General features: G+C 66.4%; 22 protein-coding genes. 17 read left to right on the top strand and 5 right to left on the bottom strand.

Annotated elements, in window-relative coordinates; all coding sequences use genetic code 11:
- Positions 1-4: 4 nt before the first annotated feature.
- Positions 5-469, bottom strand: coding sequence for an Lrp/AsnC family transcriptional regulator (locus tag JI664_RS06430; RefSeq protein WP_207012911.1), 465 nt, complete (start codon positions 467-469; stop codon positions 5-7).
- Positions 470-626: 157 nt separating this feature from the next.
- Here JI664_RS06430 and JI664_RS06435 point away from each other — a divergent pair, with 157 nt between their 5' ends.
- The 3 genes from JI664_RS06435 to JI664_RS06445 all read left to right on the top strand — a co-directional run bounded on the left by JI664_RS06435 (position 627) and on the right by JI664_RS06445 (position 3,757).
- Entirely contained in the window at positions 627-2,252 is a 1,626-nt protein-coding gene (locus JI664_RS06435; protein WP_207012912.1) for a GMC family oxidoreductase, read from the top strand.
- A gap of 91 nt (positions 2,253-2,343) precedes the next feature.
- Entirely contained in the window at positions 2,344-2,787 is a 444-nt protein-coding gene (locus JI664_RS06440) for a DUF934 domain-containing protein (protein ID WP_207012913.1), read from the top strand.
- Between the two features lie 148 nt (positions 2,788-2,935).
- Positions 2,936-3,757, top strand: a complete 822-nt coding sequence (locus JI664_RS06445) for a ferredoxin--NADP reductase (protein ID WP_207012914.1) — start codon at positions 2,936-2,938, stop codon at positions 3,755-3,757.
- 72 nt (positions 3,758-3,829) lie between these two features.
- On the opposite strand, the gene JI664_RS06450 is transcribed toward JI664_RS06445, so the two are convergent.
- On the bottom strand, positions 3,830-4,276 hold the full coding sequence (locus JI664_RS06450) for a GNAT family N-acetyltransferase (protein ID WP_207012915.1): 447 nt from the start codon (positions 4,274-4,276) through the stop codon (positions 3,830-3,832).
- A 125-nt stretch (positions 4,277-4,401) separates the two neighbouring features.
- Positions 4,402-5,772, bottom strand: coding sequence for a hypothetical protein (locus JI664_RS06455; protein WP_207012916.1), 1,371 nt, complete (start codon positions 5,770-5,772; stop codon positions 4,402-4,404).
- 284 nt (positions 5,773-6,056) lie between these two features.
- On the opposite strand from JI664_RS06455, the gene infC reads away from it, so the two are divergent.
- Complete coding sequence (gene infC / locus JI664_RS06460; RefSeq protein ID WP_349768697.1) at positions 6,057-6,596, top strand: translation initiation factor IF-3; 540 nt, start codon at positions 6,057-6,059, stop codon at positions 6,594-6,596.
- A 125-nt stretch (positions 6,597-6,721) separates the two neighbouring features.
- On the opposite strand, the gene JI664_RS06465 is transcribed toward infC, so the two are convergent.
- Positions 6,722-7,774, bottom strand: a complete 1,053-nt coding sequence (locus JI664_RS06465) for a hypothetical protein (RefSeq protein WP_207012917.1) — start codon at positions 7,772-7,774, stop codon at positions 6,722-6,724.
- 19 nt (positions 7,775-7,793) lie between these two features.
- On the bottom strand, positions 7,794-8,570 hold the full coding sequence (locus JI664_RS06470) for a DsbA family protein (protein WP_211201638.1): 777 nt from the start codon (positions 8,568-8,570) through the stop codon (positions 7,794-7,796).
- Positions 8,571-8,805: 235 nt separating this feature from the next.
- Between JI664_RS06470 and JI664_RS06475 the strand changes: the two genes are divergently transcribed.
- The 13 genes from JI664_RS06475 to JI664_RS06535 all read left to right on the top strand — a co-directional run bounded on the left by JI664_RS06475 (position 8,806) and on the right by JI664_RS06535 (position 21,575).
- Entirely contained in the window at positions 8,806-10,071 is a 1,266-nt protein-coding gene (locus tag JI664_RS06475) for an N-acetylmuramoyl-L-alanine amidase family protein (RefSeq protein ID WP_286173904.1), read from the top strand.
- A 151-nt stretch (positions 10,072-10,222) separates the two neighbouring features.
- Positions 10,223-12,757, top strand: coding sequence for a penicillin-binding protein 1A (locus JI664_RS06480; RefSeq protein ID WP_207012918.1), 2,535 nt, complete (start codon positions 10,223-10,225; stop codon positions 12,755-12,757).
- A gap of 229 nt (positions 12,758-12,986) precedes the next feature.
- Complete coding sequence (locus JI664_RS06485; protein ID WP_207012919.1) at positions 12,987-13,625, top strand: glutathione S-transferase family protein; 639 nt, start codon at positions 12,987-12,989, stop codon at positions 13,623-13,625.
- The gene (locus JI664_RS06490; protein ID WP_207012920.1) at positions 13,618-14,484 is read left to right on the top strand and encodes a hydroxymethylglutaryl-CoA lyase; all 867 of its coding nucleotides are present in this window, start codon (positions 13,618-13,620) and stop codon (positions 14,482-14,484) included. Before JI664_RS06485 ends, JI664_RS06490 begins: the two co-directional genes overlap by 8 nt.
- Complete coding sequence (locus JI664_RS06495; RefSeq protein WP_207012921.1) at positions 14,481-15,272, top strand: crotonase/enoyl-CoA hydratase family protein; 792 nt, start codon at positions 14,481-14,483, stop codon at positions 15,270-15,272. Before JI664_RS06490 ends, JI664_RS06495 begins: the two co-directional genes overlap by 4 nt.
- A gap of 341 nt (positions 15,273-15,613) precedes the next feature.
- On the top strand, positions 15,614-15,979 hold the full coding sequence (locus tag JI664_RS06500) for an NADH-quinone oxidoreductase subunit A (RefSeq protein WP_207012922.1): 366 nt from the start codon (positions 15,614-15,616) through the stop codon (positions 15,977-15,979).
- Entirely contained in the window at positions 15,970-16,503 is a 534-nt protein-coding gene (locus JI664_RS06505; RefSeq protein ID WP_207012923.1) for a NuoB/complex I 20 kDa subunit family protein, read from the top strand. Before JI664_RS06500 ends, JI664_RS06505 begins: the two co-directional genes overlap by 10 nt.
- Before the next feature lie 16 nt (positions 16,504-16,519).
- Positions 16,520-17,110 (top strand): NADH-quinone oxidoreductase subunit C, encoded by a 591-nt coding sequence (locus JI664_RS06510; protein ID WP_414707724.1) that lies wholly within the window; start codon positions 16,520-16,522, stop codon positions 17,108-17,110.
- The gene (locus tag JI664_RS06515; RefSeq protein ID WP_207012925.1) at positions 17,107-18,051 is read left to right on the top strand and encodes a sulfotransferase; all 945 of its coding nucleotides are present in this window, start codon (positions 17,107-17,109) and stop codon (positions 18,049-18,051) included. Before JI664_RS06510 ends, JI664_RS06515 begins: the two co-directional genes overlap by 4 nt.
- 40 nt (positions 18,052-18,091) lie before the next feature.
- On the top strand, positions 18,092-19,312 hold the full coding sequence (locus JI664_RS06520) for an NADH-quinone oxidoreductase subunit D (RefSeq protein ID WP_207012926.1): 1,221 nt from the start codon (positions 18,092-18,094) through the stop codon (positions 19,310-19,312).
- Entirely contained in the window at positions 19,309-20,016 is a 708-nt protein-coding gene (locus JI664_RS06525; protein WP_207012927.1) for a hypothetical protein, read from the top strand. The genes JI664_RS06520 and JI664_RS06525 overlap by 4 nt, the downstream gene beginning before the upstream one ends.
- Before the next feature lie 91 nt (positions 20,017-20,107).
- Positions 20,108-21,322 carry an NADH-quinone oxidoreductase subunit E gene (locus JI664_RS06530; protein WP_207012928.1) on the top strand — a complete coding sequence of 405 codons (1,215 nt, stop codon included), beginning with the start codon at positions 20,108-20,110 and terminating at the stop codon, positions 21,320-21,322.
- 28 nt (positions 21,323-21,350) lie between these two features.
- Positions 21,351-21,575, top strand: a complete 225-nt coding sequence (locus tag JI664_RS06535) for a DUF5337 domain-containing protein (protein WP_207012929.1) — start codon at positions 21,351-21,353, stop codon at positions 21,573-21,575.
- Positions 21,576-21,577: the final 2 nt, after the last annotated feature.

Genomic DNA, 21,577 nt, shown 5'->3' on the forward strand with positions numbered 1-21,577 from the left:
CGGATCAGACCGGCAGGATCGTCGTGGATTTGATCTCTTCCATCGACAGAAGCGCGGTCACGTTGTGGATCTTCACGTCGCGGATCAGCCCCTGATAAAACTCGTCATAAGCGCGCGCATTGGTCACCCGGACCTTCAGGATATAGTCGATATCGCCTGCCAGCCTGTGCGCTTCCATCACTTCGGGACGGGTGCGCACCGAGGTCAGGAAGCGGTCCTGCCAGTCGGGGTCGTGCTCGGCAGTGCGCACCAGCACGAAGAAACAGGCCTCGAGCCCCAGCGATTCGGGATCCAGCAGCACCGTCTGCCGCCCGATGATCCCGTTGTCGCGCATCTTGCGGATGCGGTTCCAGACCGGGGTTTTGGACGAGCCGACCTTGCGCGCGATGTCTTCCAGCGACTGGCTGGCATCGTCTTGCAATTCCATCAGGATCTTGCGGTCGAGCGGGTCGAGATCGGAACGGGACATCGGGGGTACTCCGGGACTGATCCTGTGTATCGCCACGTCACGCCAGCGTCCAGCGCCGCCCCCTTGCAACGCGGGCGTCCATGGCGTTTCCATGACGGTCATGGCCCCGAATGCGGGCGATACCCGGCCGGCGGGCGGATGACGGACGAGGCGGACCATGGACGGCGATTTCGACTACCTGATCGTGGGCTCGGGCTCGTCCGGCTCGGTGCTGGCCGCGCGGCTCGCCGAGGCGGGGAAGCGCGTTCTGGTGCTCGAAGCGGGCGGCAGCGACCGACGGTTCTTCGTGCAGATGCCGCTGGGTTACGGCAAGCTGTTCTATGATCCGGCGGTCAACTGGGCCTACCGGACCGAACCGGACCCGGGCCTCGCGGGCAACAGCGATTACTGGCCGCGCGGCAAGGTTCTGGGCGGCTCGTCATCCATCAACGCGATGGTCTGGATCCGGGGCGACGCCAGCGATTACGACGACTGGCAGGCGCTGACGGGCTCAGACGCGTGGGGCTGGGACGCTGCGCGCAACGCCTACCGCGCGATCGAGGACAACGCGGATGGCGCCGATGAATGGCGCGGGCAGGGCGGCCCGCTGCATATCCGCTCGGGCCGCATTCCGGCCCATCCGCTGGTCGAGCCGTTTCTCGAAGCCTGCGCCGCCGCTGGCCTGCCCCGCAACGAGGATTTCAACGGCGCGCGGCAAGAGGGCGCGGGCCTCTACCAGCTCACCATCAAGGGCGGTCGGCGCAATTCGGCGGCGCGCGCTTTCCTGCGCCCGGCGATGAAGACCGGGCGGGTATCGGTGCAGCTCAGGGCCCATGTCACCCGCATCCTGTTCGACAGCAACCGCGCCATCGGGGTCGAGTATGCGCGTAAGGGCCGTCTTCATCAGGCCCATGCAGGCGAGGTAATCCTGTCGGGCGGCGCGATCAACACGCCGCAATTGCTGATGCTGTCGGGCATCGGTCCGGGCGCGGCGCTGGCCGAACACGGGATCGAGGTGCGGCTGGACCAGCCCAATGTGGGACGGCACCTGAACGACCATCAGGGCATCAATTACACCTACCGCATGACGGTGCCGACGATGAACGACCTGCTGCGCCCTTGGTGGGGCAAGGCGCTGGTGGGGATGCAATATCTGCTGACCGGCAAGGGGCCGCTGTCGGTGTCGATCAACCATGCGGGCGGTTTCTTTCGCACCGATCCGGCGTTGGAACGGCCCAATATGCAGCTGTATTTTCAGGCCTTTTCGACCCTCATGCCGCGCGAGGGCGAGCGTCCGATTCTGTCGCCGGACCCCTTTCCGGGCCTGTCCATCGGCCTGTCGAATTGCCGCCCGACCAGCCGGGGTGAGATCGCGCTGACCTCTGCCGATCCCTTTGCCGCGCCGCGCATCACCGCCAATGCCTTTTCGACCGACAGCGATGTGTCCGAGATGCTGGCGGCGGTGAAGTTCATCCGCCGGATCGCCGCGCAAGAGCCGCTTGCGGGTCTCATCGCCGAAGAGTTGCGCCCGGGGCCCGGGACGGCGGAAGACGCCGCGCTGATCGACGATTTCCGCGCCCGTTCGGGCACCGTCTTTCACCCGTCCTGCACCGTGCGGATGGGCGCGGATCCGGCGACCAGCGTGCTTGACCAAGATCTTCGGGTGCGCGGCATCGACGGGCTGCGGGTCTGCGACGCCTCGGCCTTCCCGTCGCTGATCGGCGGCAATACCAATGCGCCGGCGATCATGATGGGCTGGCTGGGCGCCGCGCGTATCCTTGCAACCGCGCCCGGCAAGGGGTGAGAGCGGACGCAGCCACGGCCGTTTGATCTCAATCATGGTGCAAGCGCCGCGTCGCGCGCAGTTTGGCCCAAACAGGCTGCGGATGAGATCCATGAACATACTGGTCAAGGATGGGGGCTTCGTGCCCGACGACTGGCAGGCGGGCTATGTGCCCCTGGCCGCTTTGTCCAACACGCCCGGTCAGGCCGGGGTCGATCTGTCCTCGCCCCGGCTCGACCGTGATCAATGGGCGCGGCTATGCCGCCTGCTGCCGCAGATCGGGCTGGTGCGGGTGCGGATGCGCGATTTCGGCGATGTCGCAGCTCTGGATCTGGCACAGGCGATCCGGCGGACGGGCTATTGCGGTCGGCTGCGCGCGCATGGCGCGGTGCTGGCACGGATTTACACGTTGGCGCGGCGCGCAGGCTTCGACGAGATCGAACTGGATCCCGAGCAGGCGCGTCTGCAACCGGCCGAGCATTGGCGCAATGTCCCCGACTGGTCGCCCGCGCGGCGTTCGGGCGGGGCGGCGATGCGGGATGCGCGTCTTCGCTGACGTCACCCGCACCACCCGTTCCCGCATCGCCTGCGGCTGAGGGCCGCATCGCCGCGTCGCGGGTCAGAGCGGGGGTTCTCTTTGCTCCGGAATCCCCGTATCACGACGCGCACTTCCTGACCGAACGCCCAGATCGAAAGGCCGTATCATGACCGATGCCGCGACGCCCGGCTCCGCTCCGAAGGTCAAGACCCTGCCCGACGCGCAAACCGTCACGCAGGTCATCCATTGGACCGACACGCTGTTCTCGTTCCGCTGCACGCGCCCGCAGAGCCTGCGTTTCCGCTCGGGCGAATTCGTCATGATCGGGCTGATGGGCGATAACGGCAAACCGCTTCTGCGCGCCTATTCCATCGCCTCTCCCAGCTGGGATGACGAGCTGGAATTCTACTCGATCAAAGTCCCCGATGGCCCGCTGACCTCGAAGCTGCAGCATATCGAGGTGGGACAGCAGATCATCCTGCGCCCCAAGCCGGTGGGCACACTGGTGCATGACGCTCTTCTGCCCGGCAAGCGCGTGTGGTTCCTCGCCACGGGCACCGGCCTTGCGCCCTTCGCCTCGCTGATGCGCGACCCCGAGACCTACGAGAAATTCGAGCAGGTCATCATGATGCATACCTGCCGCACCGTGGCCGAGCTGGAATATGGCCGCCGACTGGTCGAGGATCTGCGCAATGACCCGCTGATCGGCGAAATGGTCGAGGGCAAGCTGCTCTATTACCCGACCACCACGCGCGAGGACTTCCACCACAAGGGCCGGATCACCGATAATCTGAGCTCGGGCAAGGTGTTTGCGGATCTCGACCTGCCGCGCATGAATGCCGACGAAGACCGCGCCATGGTCTGCGGCTCGCTGGCCTTCAACCTCGATGTGAAAGAGGTGCTGGAAAGCTTTGGCCTGCGCGAAGGGGCCAACAGCGACCCCAAGGAATATGTGGTCGAAAAGGCGTTCGTCGGCGACGGCGTCTGAACCCGTTCCACATCGCACGATAACGCCCGCGCCGGATGGTCGCGGGCGTTTTACTATGCACTTAAGCGACTGTCAGCGCAGGATCTTTTCGAAACAGACCCGGTCGAACCCGTCCTCGACCCGGCGGTCGTATTCGATATAGCCAAGCCGGGGGTAGATCGACAGGTTTTCGGTCATCGCGGCATTGGTATAAAGCCGCACGGCACGCTTGCCGCCAGCCCGCGCCGCCGCTTCGCAAAACGCGATCAGTGCCTTGCCGATACCTTGACCCGCAGCCTCGGGCAGGACGGCCACGTTTTCCAGCAAGACATGCCTGTCTTCGTTAACGAAGACGATGAAGCCCTGAAACGCGCCCGTATCGCTTTCCGACACATGGACCCGGCCCGCCGCGATCTGGCTTGCGTAATCGGCCAGCATCGGCGCGGGTTCGCGCCCGATCCGGGGCACGTAGCGCGCATAGGCCTGCGCGGCGCAGTCGCGAATTGCGGCCTCGTCACGGGCCTCGGCCAGTCGGATCATGGGGGCCTCTGCATGGTCGAGCGCAAAGACTGCCCGGACCGGGCCGTCCGCGCAACCGCGTCGCCAAAGAAAACGGGCGGCGAGTTGTCCCGCCGCCCGTTTCCGATCTTGCCTGGCCGAAAGGCTCAGAGGTCGAGCATCTCGCGAACCTGCTCCAGCGCGGCGGGCAGGGCGTCGGGATTGTCCTGCGCGGCGTCCAGTTCGGCGCGGGCCGTGGCCTTGTCCGCGTCGCTCAGATCCGAGGCCTCGACGACCGCGACGGCGGTGTCGTGATCGTAGCCGTCCACGGTGAACAGCGTCTCCATTTCGGCGTCGGTCTGGGGCAGGGCGGGCATGTCCGCGGTGGCGAGCTCGGGCTCGGCCGCAACAGACGGCGCCATGTCAGTAGCTGCTTCGGTCGCCGCGTCGTTCATGGCATCGCCCATGTCTTCGATGGCTTGACCGGCGGCTTCCACCGCGTCACCCGTCGCCGCGACGGCGGTGTCCGCCGCATCGCCCGCCGCTTCGGCGGCATCGCCCACGGTTTCTTCCGTGGCTTCAGCAGCGCTCTCGACACCCTCGGCCGTGGCATCAACCGCGTCGTCTGTGGCCGCTGCGGTCGCTTGTGCGGCGTCCTCGGTTGCTTCGGCGGTGGCTTCCGCCGCGTCTTCGGTGGTCGCCATCGTTGCCTCGGCTGCGTCCTCGGTCGCGTCAGCCGTGGCTTCGGCAGCGTCTTCTGTCGCCTCGACGGCATCGCCCGTCATATCGGCGGCGCGGCTCGCGGCGGTTTCAGCGGCGTCTTCGGTGGCCTGAGCGGCGTCTTCCGTTGCTTCGGCGGTGTCGCTGGCGACCTCTTCCGCCGCGCCGGCGGCGTCGCCGAGCGCGTCCTGCGCGCCGTCAACCGCTTCGGCCCCGGTCTCTTGCACCGCATCGACCGCGTCGCCGGTGGCTTCCGCCGCATCCTCGGCCATGGCTTCGGTGCCGTCCACGACGGCCTCGGCAGCATCGCCCGTCGCGTCGGCGGCGTCTTCGGCCATCGCATCGGCACCGGCAGCGGCATCGTCAAGCGCATCGCCGGTCGCTTCGGCTGCGTCCTCGGTCGCGCTGCCGACCGCCTGCGCGGCGTCGGCAGTCTCTTCGCCCGCCGCGTCCAGCGCTTCATCCGCGTTCTGGGCCGCGTCTTCGGACATCTGCGCCGCATCTTCGGCGATTTCGCGTGCCGCGTCCGAGGCCGAGCCGACCGCTTCGCTCGCGCTTTGGGTCAGGCCGTCCATGGCCTCGCCGACGCTGTCGACGGTTTCCTCGATCGCCTGCTCGACGCTTTCGGCAGCGTTCTCAAGCGGGGTGGGGGTGTCGGGGGCCTCGGGCGGCGGGGCCACGGGGGCGGTTTCAGCGATGGGTTCTTGCGGCGCGGGGGCCGGCGTGGGTTCCGGTTGCGGCGCGGGCTGCTCGCGGGCAACCCAGATGCCGAGACCAGCCGCCAGCACGATGGCTGCGATGATCAGGATCTTTTTCATGAATTCTTCCTCGAATGCTTTGCTCTGAAAATGTTGCACTGCAAAACGGCAAAGGCAATGGCACCACGGGACACAAGACCCGTTTTCCGGCCCTCACACCGCGATCAATCCGCGCAGGCGCCGTTCATCGACTTCTGGAACCCGTGGTGGGCGGGTCCGGGCGCTTCGCTACGACCCGGCGCCACCGATCTGCAGGCCAAATGCGGTTCCTTCGCTGCTTTCCCTTGCAACCCAGCGGTGCCGGGACTATTTTTCGCCCGTCAGACAACAGAAGGAATCCGACCATAGCTCGCAGACCCCACAACGCACCGCCCAGCCGCGATACCGGACCCCGCGTGAACGACCGCATTCGCGCACCCGAAGTCCGACTCATCGGGGCAGAAGGCGAAAATATCGGCGTCGTTCCGCCCGCCCGGGCGATGGCACTGGCAGGAGAGGCCGGGCTCGACCTTGTCGAGATCTCGCCGAACGCCACGCCCCCGGTCTGCAAGATCATGGATTTCGGCAAGTTCAAATACGAACAGCAGAAGCGCGAAGCCGAAGCACGCAAGAAGCAGAAGACGATCGAGATCAAGGAAATCAAGTTCCGTCCCAATACGGATACCCACGATTACGACGTCAAGATGCGCTCGGTGCAGAAGTTTCTGGGCGAGGGTGACAAGGTCAAGGTCACGCTGCGCTTCAAGGGCCGCGAAATGGCGCACCAGCAGCTCGGGATGGAGCTTCTCAATCGGGTTGCCTCGGATGTCGAGGAAATCGGCAAGATCGAGAACATGCCCAAGCTTGAAGGCCGTCAGATGGTGATGATGATCGCCCCGCGCTGAGCCTGCGCAAGACTGCCCGCAGATCCATGGCTTCGGGCCAGGAATAGAAACGCCGCCCTCGGGCGGCGTTTTTCATGGGCATAATGGTCGTCGCCTTGTCGGGCCGTCGTCAGGAAGGCCCGTTTTCAGGGCTGGTTGTCCAGCGACGGAAGCCGCCGCCGGTAACGCTCGATCTCGTCTTCCAGCGCGGCGGCGAGACAGGGCACGCGTTCGTGCATCCGGGCCAGCATTTCGCCCCGCGCGCGCAGGGTATGGGCCAGCATCATCCGCCGCAGCACGCTGCCGCGCCCGCGCGGGCTGGCCAGGAATTCTTCCTGCGAGATCAGCGTTTCCGACGGCGAGGCGATCCGCAACAGCAGCTCATGCCCGCCCACCGCGCGATAAGCGGCCCCCAGGCAGGCGCTGTTATCCTCGGGGCAGGCGACGGCGCACAGGGCGGCCACCGGCGCGGCGGTTTCGCTTTCACGCAGCCACAAGGCCGTGCGCTCGGGATCGGTGCTCAGGCCCATCAGCGCGCGCTGGGGATGGCCCTCGGCCACCAGCGCCGCCACCCGCTCGCGCGCCTGCCGGTCGGCATGGCGCCAGACGAGAAACAGCATCTCGCTGTCGACCAGCGGGGACTCGAGCGTTTCGGGTGTCAGGTGTCGCAGCCCGGCATGGCCGCGTCCGGCCAGCACCATCGCCGCTGTGCGCGCGGCCAGCGGTTCGCCTTCGCGCGCCAGCGTCTCGGCCGCGCCGATGCCGCCATCGGCGGCGGCATAGGGGCGCCGCAGCGCCGTCATCGCGGTGACGACCGGATGATCGCCCGCCAGCGGCACCCAGTTCAGGCCCGACATCCCGCCCGGCGCCCGCATCAGCGCTGCACGCTCGGTGGCGGGCATATGCGCCAGATACGGCCCCTGCAGCGTCGGCATCGAATCGATGCGCCCCAGCAGCAGACGGGCGGCGTCGTTGCCATCGGTGGCAAGCTGCGCCAGCGCGGGCAGGGCTTGCGCCTCGTAATCCTGAAGCCAGGCGTCGCGCGCGGCGCGGAAATCGGCATCGTCCGATCCGGGCACCGGACCTGCCAAGGCCGCGGCGCCGGCGACCGGAAAGGTCAGCGCGACGGTGAAAATCGCGGCGAGGAGGCGACGGATCGGCGCCCCCGGGCCGCGCGAAGTTCGACGGATAGGTTTCACGGGTCTTTGTTGCCGCGCCTCAGCCGCGCATCTGCGCTACGGTGGCCTGCATCGCGTCGAGCGGCAGGTAGCCGCGCAGCAGCTCGCCTTCGTCCTCGCCGTCACCCATCACGAAGGTGGGCGTGCCGGTGATGCGCAGCCGCTCGGCCAGCGCATGATTCGCCTGCAGGATCTCGGTCACAGCGTCGCCGTTCATCGCCGCCAGAACCTCGGTCGCATCGAGGCCAAGGTCCTCGGCCATGCCGCGCAGATCGTCGGGCGTGACATCGCCGTCCCAGCTCATCAGCGCGTCGTGGACCTCGGCATAGGGCTCGTCGCCACCGATCTGCTGCACGGCCACGGCGAAACGGCTCATGATTTCGGATTGCGGGCCGAGAATCGGGAATTCCTTGACGATCAGGCGAATATTGCCGTCGCTTTCGATCAACTCGCTGACCGCAGGCTGGGCGCGGCGGCAATAGCCGCAGCGGTAATCCATGAACTCGACCAGCGTGATATCGCCCTCGGGATTGCCACCGACCCACGAATGGCCGTCATCGAAGATATCGGCGGCGTTGATCTCGACCAGCGCCAGATCCATCTCGGCCTGCTGCGCTTCCTGCCGGCGCTCGTATTCGGCGACGGCTTCGAAGATCACCTCGGGGTGTTCCATCAGGTAGGCGCGCACCGCATCGCCAAAGGCCTCACGGTCCTGTTCGGACGCCGGTGCCGACTGTGCCATGGCGGGCAGGGTGGTCAGCGACGTGGTCGCGAAACAGGCGGCGAGGGTTGCGGCGATCACGGACTTGCGGATCATGGGGGCGGGCTCCTGACATCTAAATCGCGCGCAGAGTGCGCGGCGGGGCGGGGCAACACAAGACCGGATACGACCTGTGCCCAATCATTGACCCAATCGTGAACCGTTTCCCGGCCCCCCGCAAGCCGGGGGCGCGGCACGGGGATTTTCCCGGCGCGACTTTCGCGCTACCACCTGTAGCGAGCAGAACACCAGCGCCCCGGACCAAGGCAGCGCGACACCATCGGAGAGCAGCATGCACAGCATCGGAATGCGCATCGGGATAAGGGGCGTGCTTTGCAGCCTGCTGGTCCTGCTGCTGATGCTCTGTACCCAGCCGCTCGCGGCGCAGACCGGCGATCAGAGCCTTGGCGCCGTGGCCCGGCTGGATGGTGATGTCACGCTCGACGCCGTGCGCAGCGATCTTCTGGTCGAGATCCCGCTCAGCCAGCCGGTGCCGTGGCGCACAAGGCTGATGACCGAACCGCCGCGCGCGGTGGTCGATTTCCGCACGCTCGACTGGGGCGATCTGGACCCCGCCGACATCGCGCGGGCCGGGCAGGCCACGGCGCTCAGGATCGGCAATGCGGGCGGCGGCTGGTCGCGGCTGGTGATCGAACTTGACGAGCCCATGGGCTTTACCCGGGCGGGCCTGACCTCGGATGCCGAAACCGGGGCCGCGCGGCTGGCGTTGCGCCTTGAACCCATCGATGCCGAGGATTTCGCGCGTCAGGCCGCTGCGCTGGCTGCGACCGATAACGGCATCCCCGACAGCGCGCTGCGCGGTGGCGATGGCCGCGCGCCGCTGGGATTGCGGCCCACGCTGGTGGTGCTTGATCCCGGTCACGGCGGCGTCGATCCCGGCGCGGTTCACGAGGGCACGCAGGAGGCCAATGTCACGCTGACCTTCGCCCGCGAACTGGCCGAGGCGCTGGAGCGTACCGGCCGCTATCAGGTGGTCCTGACCCGCGACAGCGACACGTTCGTCTCGCTCGAAGCGCGCATCACCGTGGCGCATTCCGCGCGGGCCGATGTTTTCCTGTCGCTTCACGCCGATGCGCTTGCCGATGGTCAGGCTGTGGGCGCCACGGTCTACACGCTGGCCGACGGTGCCGCCGATGCCGCCGCTACCGCGCTGGCCGAGCGGCACGACCGCGACGACCTGATGGGCGGCGGCGTCGATCTGACCGGCACCGACGACGCGATCGCAGGCGTGCTGATGGACATGGCCCGCGTGCAGACCCAACCCGCCACCGACCGGCTGGCGCGCGCGCTGGTGGGCGGGATCCGCGATGCCGAGTTGCACATGCACCGTCATCCGTGGCAGCAGGCGGCGTTTTCGGTGCTGAAATCGCCCTCGGTTCCCTCGGCGTTGCTGGAGCTGGGCTTTCTGTCCTCGGATGCCGACCGCGCGCGGCTGGGCGACCGGCGCTGGCGCACGCAGATGGAACGGGCGCTGATCTCGGCGCTGGACACCTGGGTCGCGGGCGAGGTCGCGCTGCAGGATCTGCGGCTGCGCTGAAACGGGCAGGGGGCGTCGTCCGTTCGGGGCCGTTCGCTCACGCTTGCGCGATTTCCCGCATCCGCGCGCGCTAGGCTTTTGACCCGCGCAACGCTTGTGTATAGACGATGCGCACACCCCTCGACATCCTGCCTCGACCCGGAGCGCATCCTTGACCCGAGCCATTCTCTCGTTCTTTGGCGGCCTGTTCAGCTTCATCATGCTGGGCACGGTCTTTGCCGCGCTGACTGTCGGCGGGGTCATCTGGGTTTACACGCATGATCTGCCCTCGACCGAGCAGCTGGCGAATTACGAACCGCCGATGATCAGCCGCGTCTATTCGGGCGAAGGCCAGATGATGGACGAATTCGCGAGGGAACGCCGCCTGTTCACCCCGATCGAGGATATCCCGCCGCTGCTGCGTCAGGCCTTCATCTCGGCCGAGGACCGTTTTTTCTACGAGCATCAGGGCTTCAATCCGCTGGCGATGATCTCGGCGGCGCGCGACGCTGTGGTGTCGCGCGGGCGTAACGTGCGGGGGGCGTCGACCATCACCCAGCAGGTGATGAAGAACTTCCTGCTGTCGTCGGACCGCACGGTCGAGCGCAAGATCCGCGAGATCATTCTGGCCTTTCGCGTCGAGCAGACGCTGTCCAAGGACGAGATTCTCGAACTCTATCTCAACGAGATCTTTCTGGGGCAGAATTCGTTCGGGGTCACCGCCGCAGCGCAGACCTATTTCAACAAGACGCTCGAAGAACTCACGGTCGAGGAAATGGCCTTCCTCGCCTCGTTGCCGCAGGCGCCGTCGCAATATCATCCGGTGCGTGCCCGAGAACGCGTGACCGAACGGCGCAACTGGGTGCTGGGGCAGATGGCCGATAACGGCTATATCACGCGCGAAGAGGCCGAGGCGGCGCGCGCCCGCCCGCTGCAAACGGTGCAGGGTGGCGATATCGACGCGTTCCGCCAGAGCCTGCCCGACCGCGATTACTTCTCGGACGAGATCCGCCGCCAGCTGTCCACGACCTTCGGCGAAGAGGAATTCTTCACCGGCGGCCTGTCGATCCGCGCCACCGTGCATCCCGAATTGCAGGTGACGGCGGCGCATGCGCTTCAGCGCGCGCTTGAGCGCTACGACCGAGCACAGGGCGAATGGCGCGGCACCGGCGTGCGGCTGACCGACGAGCAGCGGGCGACGGAAGAGGCATGGCGTCAGGCGCTGGCCGAGACCCCCCTTGCGCGTGACATCACGCTCGACAATCTGTGGCGCCCGGCGGTGGTGCTGTCGGTCACGCCCGACCGCGCCGAACTGGGCATCGAGGGGATCGAGGGCACTGGGCAGGTGGACCGCCCCGATATCAACTGGCTGCCCGGCTCGATGTCCGACACGCTCAGCCCGGGCGACGTTGTCTATGTCCGCGCGATCACCTCGGATGACGATGACAGTTTCCAGCGCTGGTCGCTGCGCCAGATCCCCGAAGTGCAGGGCGCCTTCATGGCGATGGACGTCAATACCGGCCGCGTGATCGCGATGCAGGGGGGCTTCAGCTATCAGGAAAGCTCGTTCAACCGCGCCACGCAGGCGATGCGCCAGCCCGGGTCGAGCTTCAAACCCTTTGTCTATGCCGCCGCGCTGGATTCGGGCTTCACCCCCGCCACGATCATCATCGACGCGCCGATCGAGATCGATACCGGCGACGGGATCTGGCGGCCCTCGAATGCCGGCGGCGACTGGCTGGGCCCGGCGCCGATGCGGCTGGGGATCGAGCAATCGCGCAACCTGATGACCGTTCGGCTGGCGCAGGAAGTGGGCATGGAGGTCGTCGCGGGCTATGCCGAACGCTTCGGCGTCTATGATCGGCTGCAGCCCTTCCTTGCCAATTCGCTGGGCGCGCAAGAGACCACCCTGTTCCGCGTCGTCGCCGCCTATGCAATGTTCGCCAATGGCGGCGAACGGGTGGAACCCACACTGGTCGACCGCGTGCAGGACCGCTGGGGGCGCACAGTCTATCGCCATGACGAACGGCAATGCATCGAATGCGGCCAACCCGACCTGCCCGCCGGTCAGGCGCCGTGGATCGCCTCGCGCCGCCAGCGCGTGATGGACCCGATCACCGCCTATCAGCTGACCTCGATGATGCAGGGCGTGGTGCAGCGCGGCACGGCCTCGGGGGCGGTGCGCCTGCCGGTGCCGATCGCGGGCAAGACCGGCACGACCAACGACGCGCGCGACGTGTGGTTCGTGGGCTTTTCCTCGACCGTGGTGGCAGGCTGCTATATCGGTTTCGACCGTCCCCGCTCGCTGGGGCGTCGCGCCTCGGGCGGCGGCATGTGCGCGCCGGTCTTTCAGGAATTCATGCTCGAAGCGATCGACGAATTCGGCGGGGGGCGTTTTACCGTGCCGCCGGGCGGCCATTTTATCGCCATCGACCGCCATACCGGCGAGCGCGTGCCCGATGGCAGCGGCGGCGACGTGGTGTCAGAGTATTTCCGCGACGGCGAAGAGCCGGTCTTCGGCATCGACGCGCTGATCGATGGCGGGTTCGCCATGGGCATGTCGCTGCCGGTCTTCGAGCCCGATGTGCAGATGATGCTCAACGAGGACGGGGTCGAGGTTCCGGTCGAGCCCCAATCCGATAGCGCCACGATCGAGGTCCCGGCGCAGACCAATTTCGGCACGCTCTCGGCGGGCGGGCTGTACTGACGCAATTCGTTTCCGGACATGAGCGGCGCCTCCCGTTGGGCCGGGCCGGGGCGCTGCGCGCCCCGGCGGGGTCTTTGGTCCACGGGGCGGTGACAGGGTGGCAGCCCCGGGGGCGCCGCCCCCGGACCCCCGGAGTATTTCCGACAGAGTGAAAGGGCGTGGGTCTCCGCTGCGTCACGCTTGCACAGGGCGGCGGAGGGCGCTTCACTGCGGGGCGGGGAGAGAGACGATGATCACGCTGCACCACGCGCCGCAATCGCGCAGTTTCCGGATCCTGTGGTTCCTGCACGAGGCCGGGCTTGCGCATGAGGTCCGCTATCACCGTTTCGGCGGAAAGGGCCTGCGCGACGCGGAGTTCCTGAAGATCTCGCCTGCGGGCCGGGTGCCGGTGGTCGAGGTCGATGGCATCACCTTGTTCGAGAGCGGCGCGATTCTGGAGTATCTGGCCGAGACACGCGCGCCGGCGCTCAACCGGGCTGCGCACCATGCCGAGCGCGGCGCGTTTCTGGAATGGCTGCATTACGGCGAGACGCTGGCGCAGCATCTTGCGCAGCTGACCTTTCATCATATCGCGCTGAAGCCCGCCGATCGCAGCCCCGTCGTGCAGAAGCTTGAAGCTCTGCGCCTGCGCCGCGCCATCGAGGGGCTGGAGGCCGCTCTGTCAGGGGACTGGCTGCTCAAGGATTTCAGCGCGGCCGACATCATGACCGGTGCGTCGGTGGACCTCGCGCGGCGTTTCGTGCCGCTGGACGATCTTGCCCGCGTTACCGCCTGGCATACCCGGCTGATCGCGCGCCCGGCCTTTCGCGCGGCGCGGGCCGAAGACGGCCCGGCCGAGTTGTACCTGCAGGATCGTTACTATGACTGACCGTTCCGAGAGTGTGGAAATCTTCGAAGTCGGGCCCCGCGACGGGTTGCAGAACGAAAAACGCCCGATCCCCACCGCCGAGAAGATCGCTCTGGTGGACCTGCTGTCACAAGCGGGCTTTCGGCGGATCGAAGTGGCGAGTTTCGTGTCGCCCAAATGGGTTCCGCAGATGGCCGACAGCGCCGATGTGCTGGCCGGTATCCGTCGCGCGCCGGGGATTTCCTATGCTGCGCTGACCCCCAACATGAAGGGTTTCGAGGGCGCGCGCGCGGCCCGAGCCGATGAGATCGCCATCTTCGCCTCGGCGTCCGAAGGGTTTTCGAAGGCCAATCTCAACTGCACGATCGCCGAGTCGATCGAGCGCTTTCTGCCGATCCTTGAGGCGGCGAAGGATCATGGCATCCCGGTCCGCGGTTATATCTCATGCGTGACCGACTGCCCCTTCGACGGACCGACGTCCCCCGATGCCGTGGCCGCGCTGGCCGCGCGGCTGACCGGGCTTGGCTGCTATGAGATCAGCCTTGGCGACACGGTGGGGCGCGCCACGCCCGAGAGCATTGCCGCCATGCTGAACGCCGCGACGGGGGCGGTCGCGCCCGTGCAGCTGGCGGGGCATTTCCACGATACGGGCGGGCGTGCCTGCGACAATATCGAGACCGCGCTCGGCTTTGGCCTGAGGGTTTTCGATGCCGCCGTCGGGGGGCTGGGCGGGTGCCCCTATGCGCCCGGTGCGCAGGGCAATGTCGCGACCGAGGCGGCGATGGACCGACTTGAGTCGCTTGGATTTTCCACCGGCCTTGACCGCGCGGTGATCGACCGCGCCGCCGCCATGGCCCGCACGATGAGAGAGCCGCGATGAGTTATAACACACTTGACCTGAACCTTGACCCGCGCGGCGTGGCCACGCTCACGCTCAACCGGCCTGACAAGCATAACGCGATGTCGGCGCCGATGATCGACGAACTTGCCGCTGTGGCCGCCCGGCTGAGCGCCGATGACAGCGTTCGTGCGGTGGTGCTGACGGGGGCGGGCAAGAGTTTCTGCGCCGGCGGCGATCTGGGCTGGATGCAGGCGCAGATGAAGGCGAGTGCTGCGGAACGGGCCGAGGGCGCGCGGGCGCTGGCGTCGATGCTGGGCGCGTGGAACGCGCTGCCCAAACCGGTGATCGGGCGCATTCAGGGGCCGGCCTATGGCGGCGGGCTGGGTCTTGTGTCGGTCTGCGACGTGGCGATCGGCGTCGAGACTGCGCGTTTCGGGCTGACCGAAACCCGGCTCGGGCTGATCCCGGCGACCATCGGGCCGTATGTTCTGGCGCGGATGGGCGAGGCGATGGCGCGGCGCGTCTTCATGTCCGCGCGCCTATTCGATGCGGCCGAGGCGGTTACACTGGGGCTTCTGGCCCGTGCCGTCGCGCCTGATGACCTCGACGCCGCCATCGAGGCCGAGATCGCGCCCTATCTGTCTTGTGCGCCGGGTGCTGTGGCCTCGGCCAAGGCGCTGGCGCTGCGGCTGGGCAGCGCTATCGGCGCGGACGATGTCGAACATTCCATCGCCCAGCTTGTCGCGCGGTGGGAGAACGACGAGGCGGGCGAGGGCATCGCCGCCTTTTTCGAGCGCCGCAAGCCCCGCTGGGCGACGCCGGACTAAGCGCCAGACAGGCTTGCGCTGCCGCTTCGGGCGCTAAATCTCCCGGGGTGGCGTGGCGGTGTCCCCATGGATGACCGCCCGCAAGCAACCGTGCAGGCCGCCGATCCGCCCCGAGTCGCGCGACGCCGTGCCGCAGCGTGCGCTTTCGCCGCAGAGCAGCGCGTGCCGCGCGGGCAGGCTTGGTGAATCCGGCATCCCTTCGCATGCCGGGGCCGAAAAGCGTAAAATCAGACCCTTGCATTAGGCCCCCCTCGGTTGACCCGCGACCGAGGCGGGAGTAAACGGGGCAACGAGCCAACTTGAGCTGCGACCGACCTTGCGGACGCCAAAAGGAGCCACCCTTGGACGACCTCCTCCGAGATTATCTCCCCATCATCATCTTTCTGGGAATCGCCATCGCGCTTGGCCTCGTGCTGATGCTCTCGGCGATGGTCATTGCGGTGCGCAATCCCGACCCGGAAAAGGTCTCGGCCTATGAATGCGGGTTCAACGCCTTCGACGACGCGCGGATGAAATTCGACGTGCGCTTCTATCTGGTGTCGATCCTGTTCATCATCTTCGATCTCGAAATCGCCTTCCTGTTCCCCTGGGCCGTGGCCTTCGGTGATCTGAGCATGGTCGCGTTCTGGTCGATGATGGTGTTCCTTGGCGTGCTGACGATCGGCTTCGCCTATGAATGGAAGAAAGGGGCTCTCGAATGGGAGTGATGACCGGAGCCAATACCGCCGGGGCCGACCGCGAACACGCGACGCAGGCGCTGAATTCCGAGCTGCAGGACAAGGGCTTCCTGCTGACCACGACCGCCGACATCATCAACTGGGCGCGCAACGGCTCGCTGCACTGGATGACCTTCGGTCTGGCCTGCTGCGCCGTCGAGATGATGCATACCTCGATGCCGCGCTATGACCTTGAACGCTTCGGTACCGCGCCGCGCGCCAGCCCGCGCCAGTCGGACCTGATGATCGTGGCGGGCACGCTGACCAACAAGATGGCGCCGGCGCTGCGCAAGGTCTACGACCAGATGCCCGAGCCGCGTTACGTCATCTCGATGGGGTCCTGCGCCAATGGCGGCGGGTATTACCATTACAGCTACTCGGTGGTGCGCGGCTGTGACCGGATCGTGCCCGTGGACATCTACGTTCCCGGCTGCCCTCCGACCGCCGAGGCGCTGCTCTACGGTATCCTGCAGCTGCAGCGGAAGATCCGCCGCACCGGCACCCTGATCCGCTGAGGAGACAGCCATGTCCATGACCGAACTGGCCGATTACATCAGCGCCAAGCAGGGCGAGGCGATTGTCGAAAGCGAGATCGCGTTCGGCGAACTGAACGTCACCGTCGCCGTGTCGGAATTGCCCGCTTTCGTGCGCTTCCTGAAGACCGACGAGACCTGCAAGTTCTCGACGCTGGTGGATATAACCGCCGTCGATTACCCGCAGCGCCGTGCGCGCTTCGACGTGGTGTATCACTTTCTCAGCATGTACCGGAACCAGCGCATCCGCGTGAAAGCCGCCGTGCGCGAGGATGAGATGGTTCCTTCAATCGTGACCGAGCATCCCTCGGCCAACTGGTTCGAGCGCGAGGTTTTCGACATGTTCGGGATCCTGTTCTCGGGCCATCCAGATTTGCGCCGGATCCTGACCGATTACGGCTTCCGCGGCCATCCGCTGCGCAAGGATTTCCCGACCACCGGCTATGTCGAGGTCCGCTATGACGAGGCCGCCAAGCGCGTCGTCTACGAACCCGTGAAACTGGTGCAGGAATACCGCCAGTTCGACTTCATGTCGCCCTGGGAAGGCGCCGAATACATCCTGCCCGGCGACGAAAGGGCCAAGGGATGAGCCAGAGCGCGGCCAGCAGCAACGCCCCGACCACCGCCCGCCTGCCGGACGGTGTGTCGCTCTTTCTGTGCGTCGGCGCGCAGAAGGCCGGGACGAGCTGGCTGCACGACGTGTTGCGGCACCATTCCATGACCCGCACCGGGCCGATGAAAGAGCTGCATTATTTCGACGGCATCTACGGGCCCTCACAGATCGGCGACAAGATGCGCCGCCGTCGTCTGGCCACGCTGGATGCCAAGGGCAAGCCGGGCGAGGCTGCGCGCGTACGCCGTCTGCAGCAGGCGGTCGATGAACACGACCTGACACATCGGGGCTATGTCGAGGTCGTCTCGAAGGGCGTGAAACCGGGGCAAGTGGCCGTCGACACGACGCCCGCCTATGCCTTCCTGCCGGGTGAGGCGTTTCGCGCGATGGCGGGCTTGGGCGATACCCGCTTTCTGTTCATCCTGCGCGAGCCTGTGGCGCGGTTCTGGTCCTCGGTGCGGATGCGCGTCGACGATGCGCGCGGGCCCAAGGCCGGACCCAAGGCGGCTACGATTGCCGCGCATGATCTCAGCTTCGAAGAGGCCTGCCGCCAGTTGCTCGACACATGGATCGAGGTTCCGGCGGGCGGGCATTGGCAGCGCAGCGATTATGCCCGCACGCTCGATTGCCTGAGCGCCTCGGTCCCCGCCGGGCGGCGCAAGGTGATTTTTTTCGAGACCCTGTTCCAGCGCGACACGGTGGACGGGATACAGGATTTCCTCGGGCTCGAGCGCGAGGAACTTGACTTGGTCGACGCGCGCAATGTCGGTCAGGACGCCACGATGCGCCCCGACCAGATCGCGCGTCTGACGGAACTCTTGCGCCCGCAATACGACGCCGTGTGCAAGGCGGTGGGTGATGAGGCTGTGCCCGAGAAATGGCACGACCGCTTCGCCACCACGCCGGCATCGGCATGAGGCGGGAAGGCTTAAGGATGCGACGGAGGTTGCAGCGATGATGGACGGATCGAAAGGATTCACTGACGCCCAGACGGGCGAGCAGAAAATCCGCAATTTCAACATCAACTTCGGGCCCCAGCACCCGGCGGCCCACGGTGTGCTGCGGCTTGTTCTGGAACTCGACGGCGAGATCGTCGAGCGCTGCGACCCGCATATCGGGCTGCTTCATCGCGGCACCGAGAAGCTGATGGAAAGCCGCACCTATCTGCAGAACCTGCCGTATCTCGACCGTCTCGATTATGTCGCGCCGATGAACCAGGAACATGCGTGGTGCATGGCCATCGAAAAGCTGACGGGTGTCGAGGTGCCGCGCCGGGCCTCGCTGATCCGGGTCCTGTATTCGGAAATCGGCCGGGTGCTGAACCACCTGCTCAACGTCACCACGCAGGCCATGGATGTGGGCGCGCTGACGCCGCCGCTCTGGGGCTTCGAGGAACGCGAAAAGCTTGTGATCTTCTATGAGCGGGCCTGCGGTGCGCGCTTCCACGCCGCTTACTTCCGTCCCGGCGGCGTACATCAGGATCTGCCGCCTGCGCTGATCGACGATATCGAGGCCTGGGCCGAAGCCTTTCCGCGCGTCCTTGACGATATCGACACGCTGCTGACCGAGAACCGGATCTTCAAACAGCGCAATGCCGATATCGGCGTGATCACCGAAGAAGAGATCCAGCAATGGGGCTATTCGGGCGTGATGGTGCGCGGCTCGGGCCTTGCCTGGGATTTGCGCCGCTCGCAACCCTACGAATGCTATGACGAATTCGACTTCCGGATCCCGATCGGAAAGAACGGCGATTGTTATGATCGCTACCTTGTCCGCATGGCGGAGATGCGCGAATCGACCTCGATCATCCGGCAGGCGATCGCCAAGCTGCGGGCGCCGGACGGGCAGGGCGACGTGCTGGCCCGGGGCAAGATCACGCCGCCGAAACGCGGCGAGATGAAGACCTCGATGGAAGCGCTAATCCACCATTTCAAGCTCTACACCGAGGGTTTCCACGTCCCCGCCGGCGAAGTCTATGCCGCGGTCGAGGCCCCCAAGGGCGAGTTCGGGGTCTACCTGGTCGCCGACGGCACCAACAAACCCTACCGCGCCAAACTGCGCGCGCCGGGATTCCTGCATCTGCAATCCATGGACCATGTCGCCAGCGGCCACCTTCTGGCCGATGTCGCCGCGATCATCGGGACCATGGACATCGTGTTCGGCGAGGTGGACCGTTGACCTTCACCAAACCGGCCCTTCTCGCGGCCTCGCTGTCGCTTCTCGCGGCGCTGCCCGCCGCGGCCTTCACGCCCGAGCGTGCGGGGATCTTCGTTGACGCTTTGCGGACCAACGGATGCGCCATGCACGCGAGCGAGGCCGAAGCCGCGCTGTCGCCGCTCGAACTCGACCCGGTCGAGGTGCAGGCTTTCGTCGATACCTTTTTCGCGGCCGGTCTCGTCGGGCTGTCCGATGACAACGAAACGCTGACCCTTGCCCCCGTGCTGTGCGAGGCCGAAGGCGATGCGGCGATGGAGATCATCGTCGAGGCGTTCGCGCGGCAGGAAGCCTCGCTTGAGCCGTGGGTGCCCGAATTCGAGCCCGAGCGCGGCGCCGAGCTGATCGCCGCGATCCGCGAACAGGATTGCACGCTGACCGATGAGGCCGCTCAGACCTCGCTGCCGCCTCTGGGCTTCACGCCGGTCTCGACGCGCGACATCGTTGCGGTGCTGCTCGACGGCGAACTGGCGACGGTGTCGGACGACGGCACCGAGCTGCAGCTTTCGGACGATCTGTGCAACGGCGATCCGGCCGAGGACGCGCCGACGCTGGCTGCGCTGATGGCAACCTGGAACGAGCGTCACGCGATGCCCGAAATGCCCCCGATGCCCGGCCAGGACGGCGCAGGTGACGAGGGTGCCACCGAAGAGGGGGCCGGCGAATGAGCTGTCATCCCCAAGTCTTGCCCGTGTTCGCGCGCGGGTCCCGTCCGGTTCTGGCTTTCGGCCAGCGCCGGTGCCAGTCAGGAGCCCTTTGATGCTGCGTCGATTGCATCACGAACAGCCCGCGAGCTTCGAGTTCACGCCCGCCAATCTGGACTGGGCCAAGGGCCAGATCAGCAAGTATCCCGAGGGGCGTCAGGCCTCGGCGGTGATCCCGCTGTTGTGGCGCGCGCAGGAACAGGAAGGCTGGCTCAGCCGTCCGGCGATCGAATATGTCGCCGACATGCTGGGCATGGCGCATATCCGCGTGCTGGAAGTCGCGACCTTCTATTTCATGTTCCAGCTCTCGCCGGTCGGCTCGGTGGCGCATATTCAGGTCTGTGGCACCACAACCTGCATGATCTGCGGCGCCGAGGATCTGATCGGCGTCTGCCGCGACAAGATCGCGCCGGGCGCGCATCAGCTTTCGTCGGATGGCAAGTTTTCGTGGGAAGAGGTGGAATGCCTCGGTTCCTGCGCCAACGCGCCGATGGTGCAGATCGGCAAAGATTACTACGAAGACCTGACCGCCGAGAAACTCGGTTGGATCCTCGATGAACTCGCCGCCGGCCGCGTGCCGACGCCGGGTCCGCAGAACGGGCGTTTCAGCTCGGAAGCCAAGGGCGGCCCCGTCGTGCTGACCGAAGGTGACCGGGTCGAAGAGCACAACGCCTCGGTGGCGAATGCTCTGGAACTGGGCGACACGATCAAGCGCATCGACGGCACCGAAGTGCCGCTGCTGACGCCGTGGCTGGACCGCAGCGACAAGAACGCGAAAAAGCCCGTCTCGAACGGTAAGCCCGTTTCCTCGCGGCTGGGCGGTGCCCCGAACGAGATCAAGACGCCGGTCGAAGACACCCGCGACGTGATCCCCGCCGAGAAAGCCGGTCAGAAACCCGCTCAGCCCGAAGCGGCGGCGGCTGCGACCGCAGCCTCGGATGACGGTGCTGACAACGGGGCGGAGAACGGTGCCGAGACCGAACAGGCCCGTCCGCAGGCGCTCGACGCGCCGCGCGAAGGCGGGGCTGACGATCTCAAGCGGATCAAGGGGATCGGTCCGAAACTGGAACAGCTCTGCAATTCGATGGGCTTTTACCATTTCGACCAGATCGCCAACTGGACGCCGCAGGAAATCGCCTGGGTCGACAGCAATCTCGAAGGCTTCAAGGGCCGCGTGACGCGCGACGAATGGGTTGCACAGGCCAAGCAACTGGCGGCGGGCGAAGACACGGAATTCTCCAAGCGCGTCGACAAGGGCGACGTGTACTGACGCAATGAAACGGGACCGACAGGACGCCATGACCCGCAACACCCAACAACCTTTGGCCAAGCAGGGACGCTTCGCGTCGTTCCTGATTGCCGGCACGGGGATCGTGTGGCTGCTGGTTCTGGCGCTCGGCGAAGAGCTGGGCTGGTCCCAGCGCACGCTCGCCTTTTTCGATCTGGCCGCGATGGCCAGCTTCGCGATGGCGCTGTGGTTGTTATTCGGGGTCTGGCGCGCGCGCCGGAACAACAAGGAATAGGC

This window comes from Rhodobacter sp. NTK016B (genome assembly GCF_017303295.1).
Classification (GTDB): Bacteria; Pseudomonadota; Alphaproteobacteria; order Rhodobacterales; family Rhodobacteraceae; genus Pararhodobacter.

What these genes read in the sequence shown, in the direction of transcription:
- JI664_RS06430 (WP_207012911.1), bottom strand. Translation starts at nt 469, where the DNA reads ATGTCCCGTTCCGATCTCGACCCGCTCGACCGCAAGATCCTGATGGAA.
- JI664_RS06435 (WP_207012912.1), top strand. Translation starts at nt 627, where the DNA reads ATGGACGGCGATTTCGACTACCTGATCGTGGGCTCGGGCTCGTCCGGC.
- JI664_RS06440 (WP_207012913.1), top strand. Translation starts at nt 2,344, where the DNA reads ATGAACATACTGGTCAAGGATGGGGGCTTCGTGCCCGACGACTGGCAG.
- JI664_RS06445 (WP_207012914.1), top strand. Translation starts at nt 2,936, where the DNA reads ATGACCGATGCCGCGACGCCCGGCTCCGCTCCGAAGGTCAAGACCCTG.
- JI664_RS06450 (WP_207012915.1), bottom strand. Translation starts at nt 4,276, where the DNA reads ATGATCCGACTGGCCGAGGCCCGTGACGAGGCCGCAATTCGCGACTGC.
- JI664_RS06455 (WP_207012916.1), bottom strand. Translation starts at nt 5,772, where the DNA reads ATGAAAAAGATCCTGATCATCGCAGCCATCGTGCTGGCGGCTGGTCTC.
- JI664_RS06470 (WP_211201638.1), bottom strand. Translation starts at nt 8,570, where the DNA reads ATGATCCGCAAGTCCGTGATCGCCGCAACCCTCGCCGCCTGTTTCGCG.
- JI664_RS06475 (WP_286173904.1), top strand. Translation starts at nt 8,806, where the DNA reads ATGCACAGCATCGGAATGCGCATCGGGATAAGGGGCGTGCTTTGCAGC.
- JI664_RS06485 (WP_207012919.1), top strand. Translation starts at nt 12,987, where the DNA reads ATGATCACGCTGCACCACGCGCCGCAATCGCGCAGTTTCCGGATCCTG.
- JI664_RS06490 (WP_207012920.1), top strand. Translation starts at nt 13,618, where the DNA reads ATGACTGACCGTTCCGAGAGTGTGGAAATCTTCGAAGTCGGGCCCCGC.
- JI664_RS06495 (WP_207012921.1), top strand. Translation starts at nt 14,481, where the DNA reads ATGAGTTATAACACACTTGACCTGAACCTTGACCCGCGCGGCGTGGCC.
- JI664_RS06505 (WP_207012923.1), top strand. Translation starts at nt 15,970, where the DNA reads ATGGGAGTGATGACCGGAGCCAATACCGCCGGGGCCGACCGCGAACAC.
- JI664_RS06510 (WP_414707724.1), top strand. Translation starts at nt 16,520, where the DNA reads ATGACCGAACTGGCCGATTACATCAGCGCCAAGCAGGGCGAGGCGATT.
- JI664_RS06515 (WP_207012925.1), top strand. Translation starts at nt 17,107, where the DNA reads ATGAGCCAGAGCGCGGCCAGCAGCAACGCCCCGACCACCGCCCGCCTG.
- JI664_RS06520 (WP_207012926.1), top strand. Translation starts at nt 18,092, where the DNA reads ATGGACGGATCGAAAGGATTCACTGACGCCCAGACGGGCGAGCAGAAA.
- JI664_RS06530 (WP_207012928.1), top strand. Translation starts at nt 20,108, where the DNA reads ATGCTGCGTCGATTGCATCACGAACAGCCCGCGAGCTTCGAGTTCACG.
- JI664_RS06535 (WP_207012929.1), top strand. Translation starts at nt 21,351, where the DNA reads ATGACCCGCAACACCCAACAACCTTTGGCCAAGCAGGGACGCTTCGCG.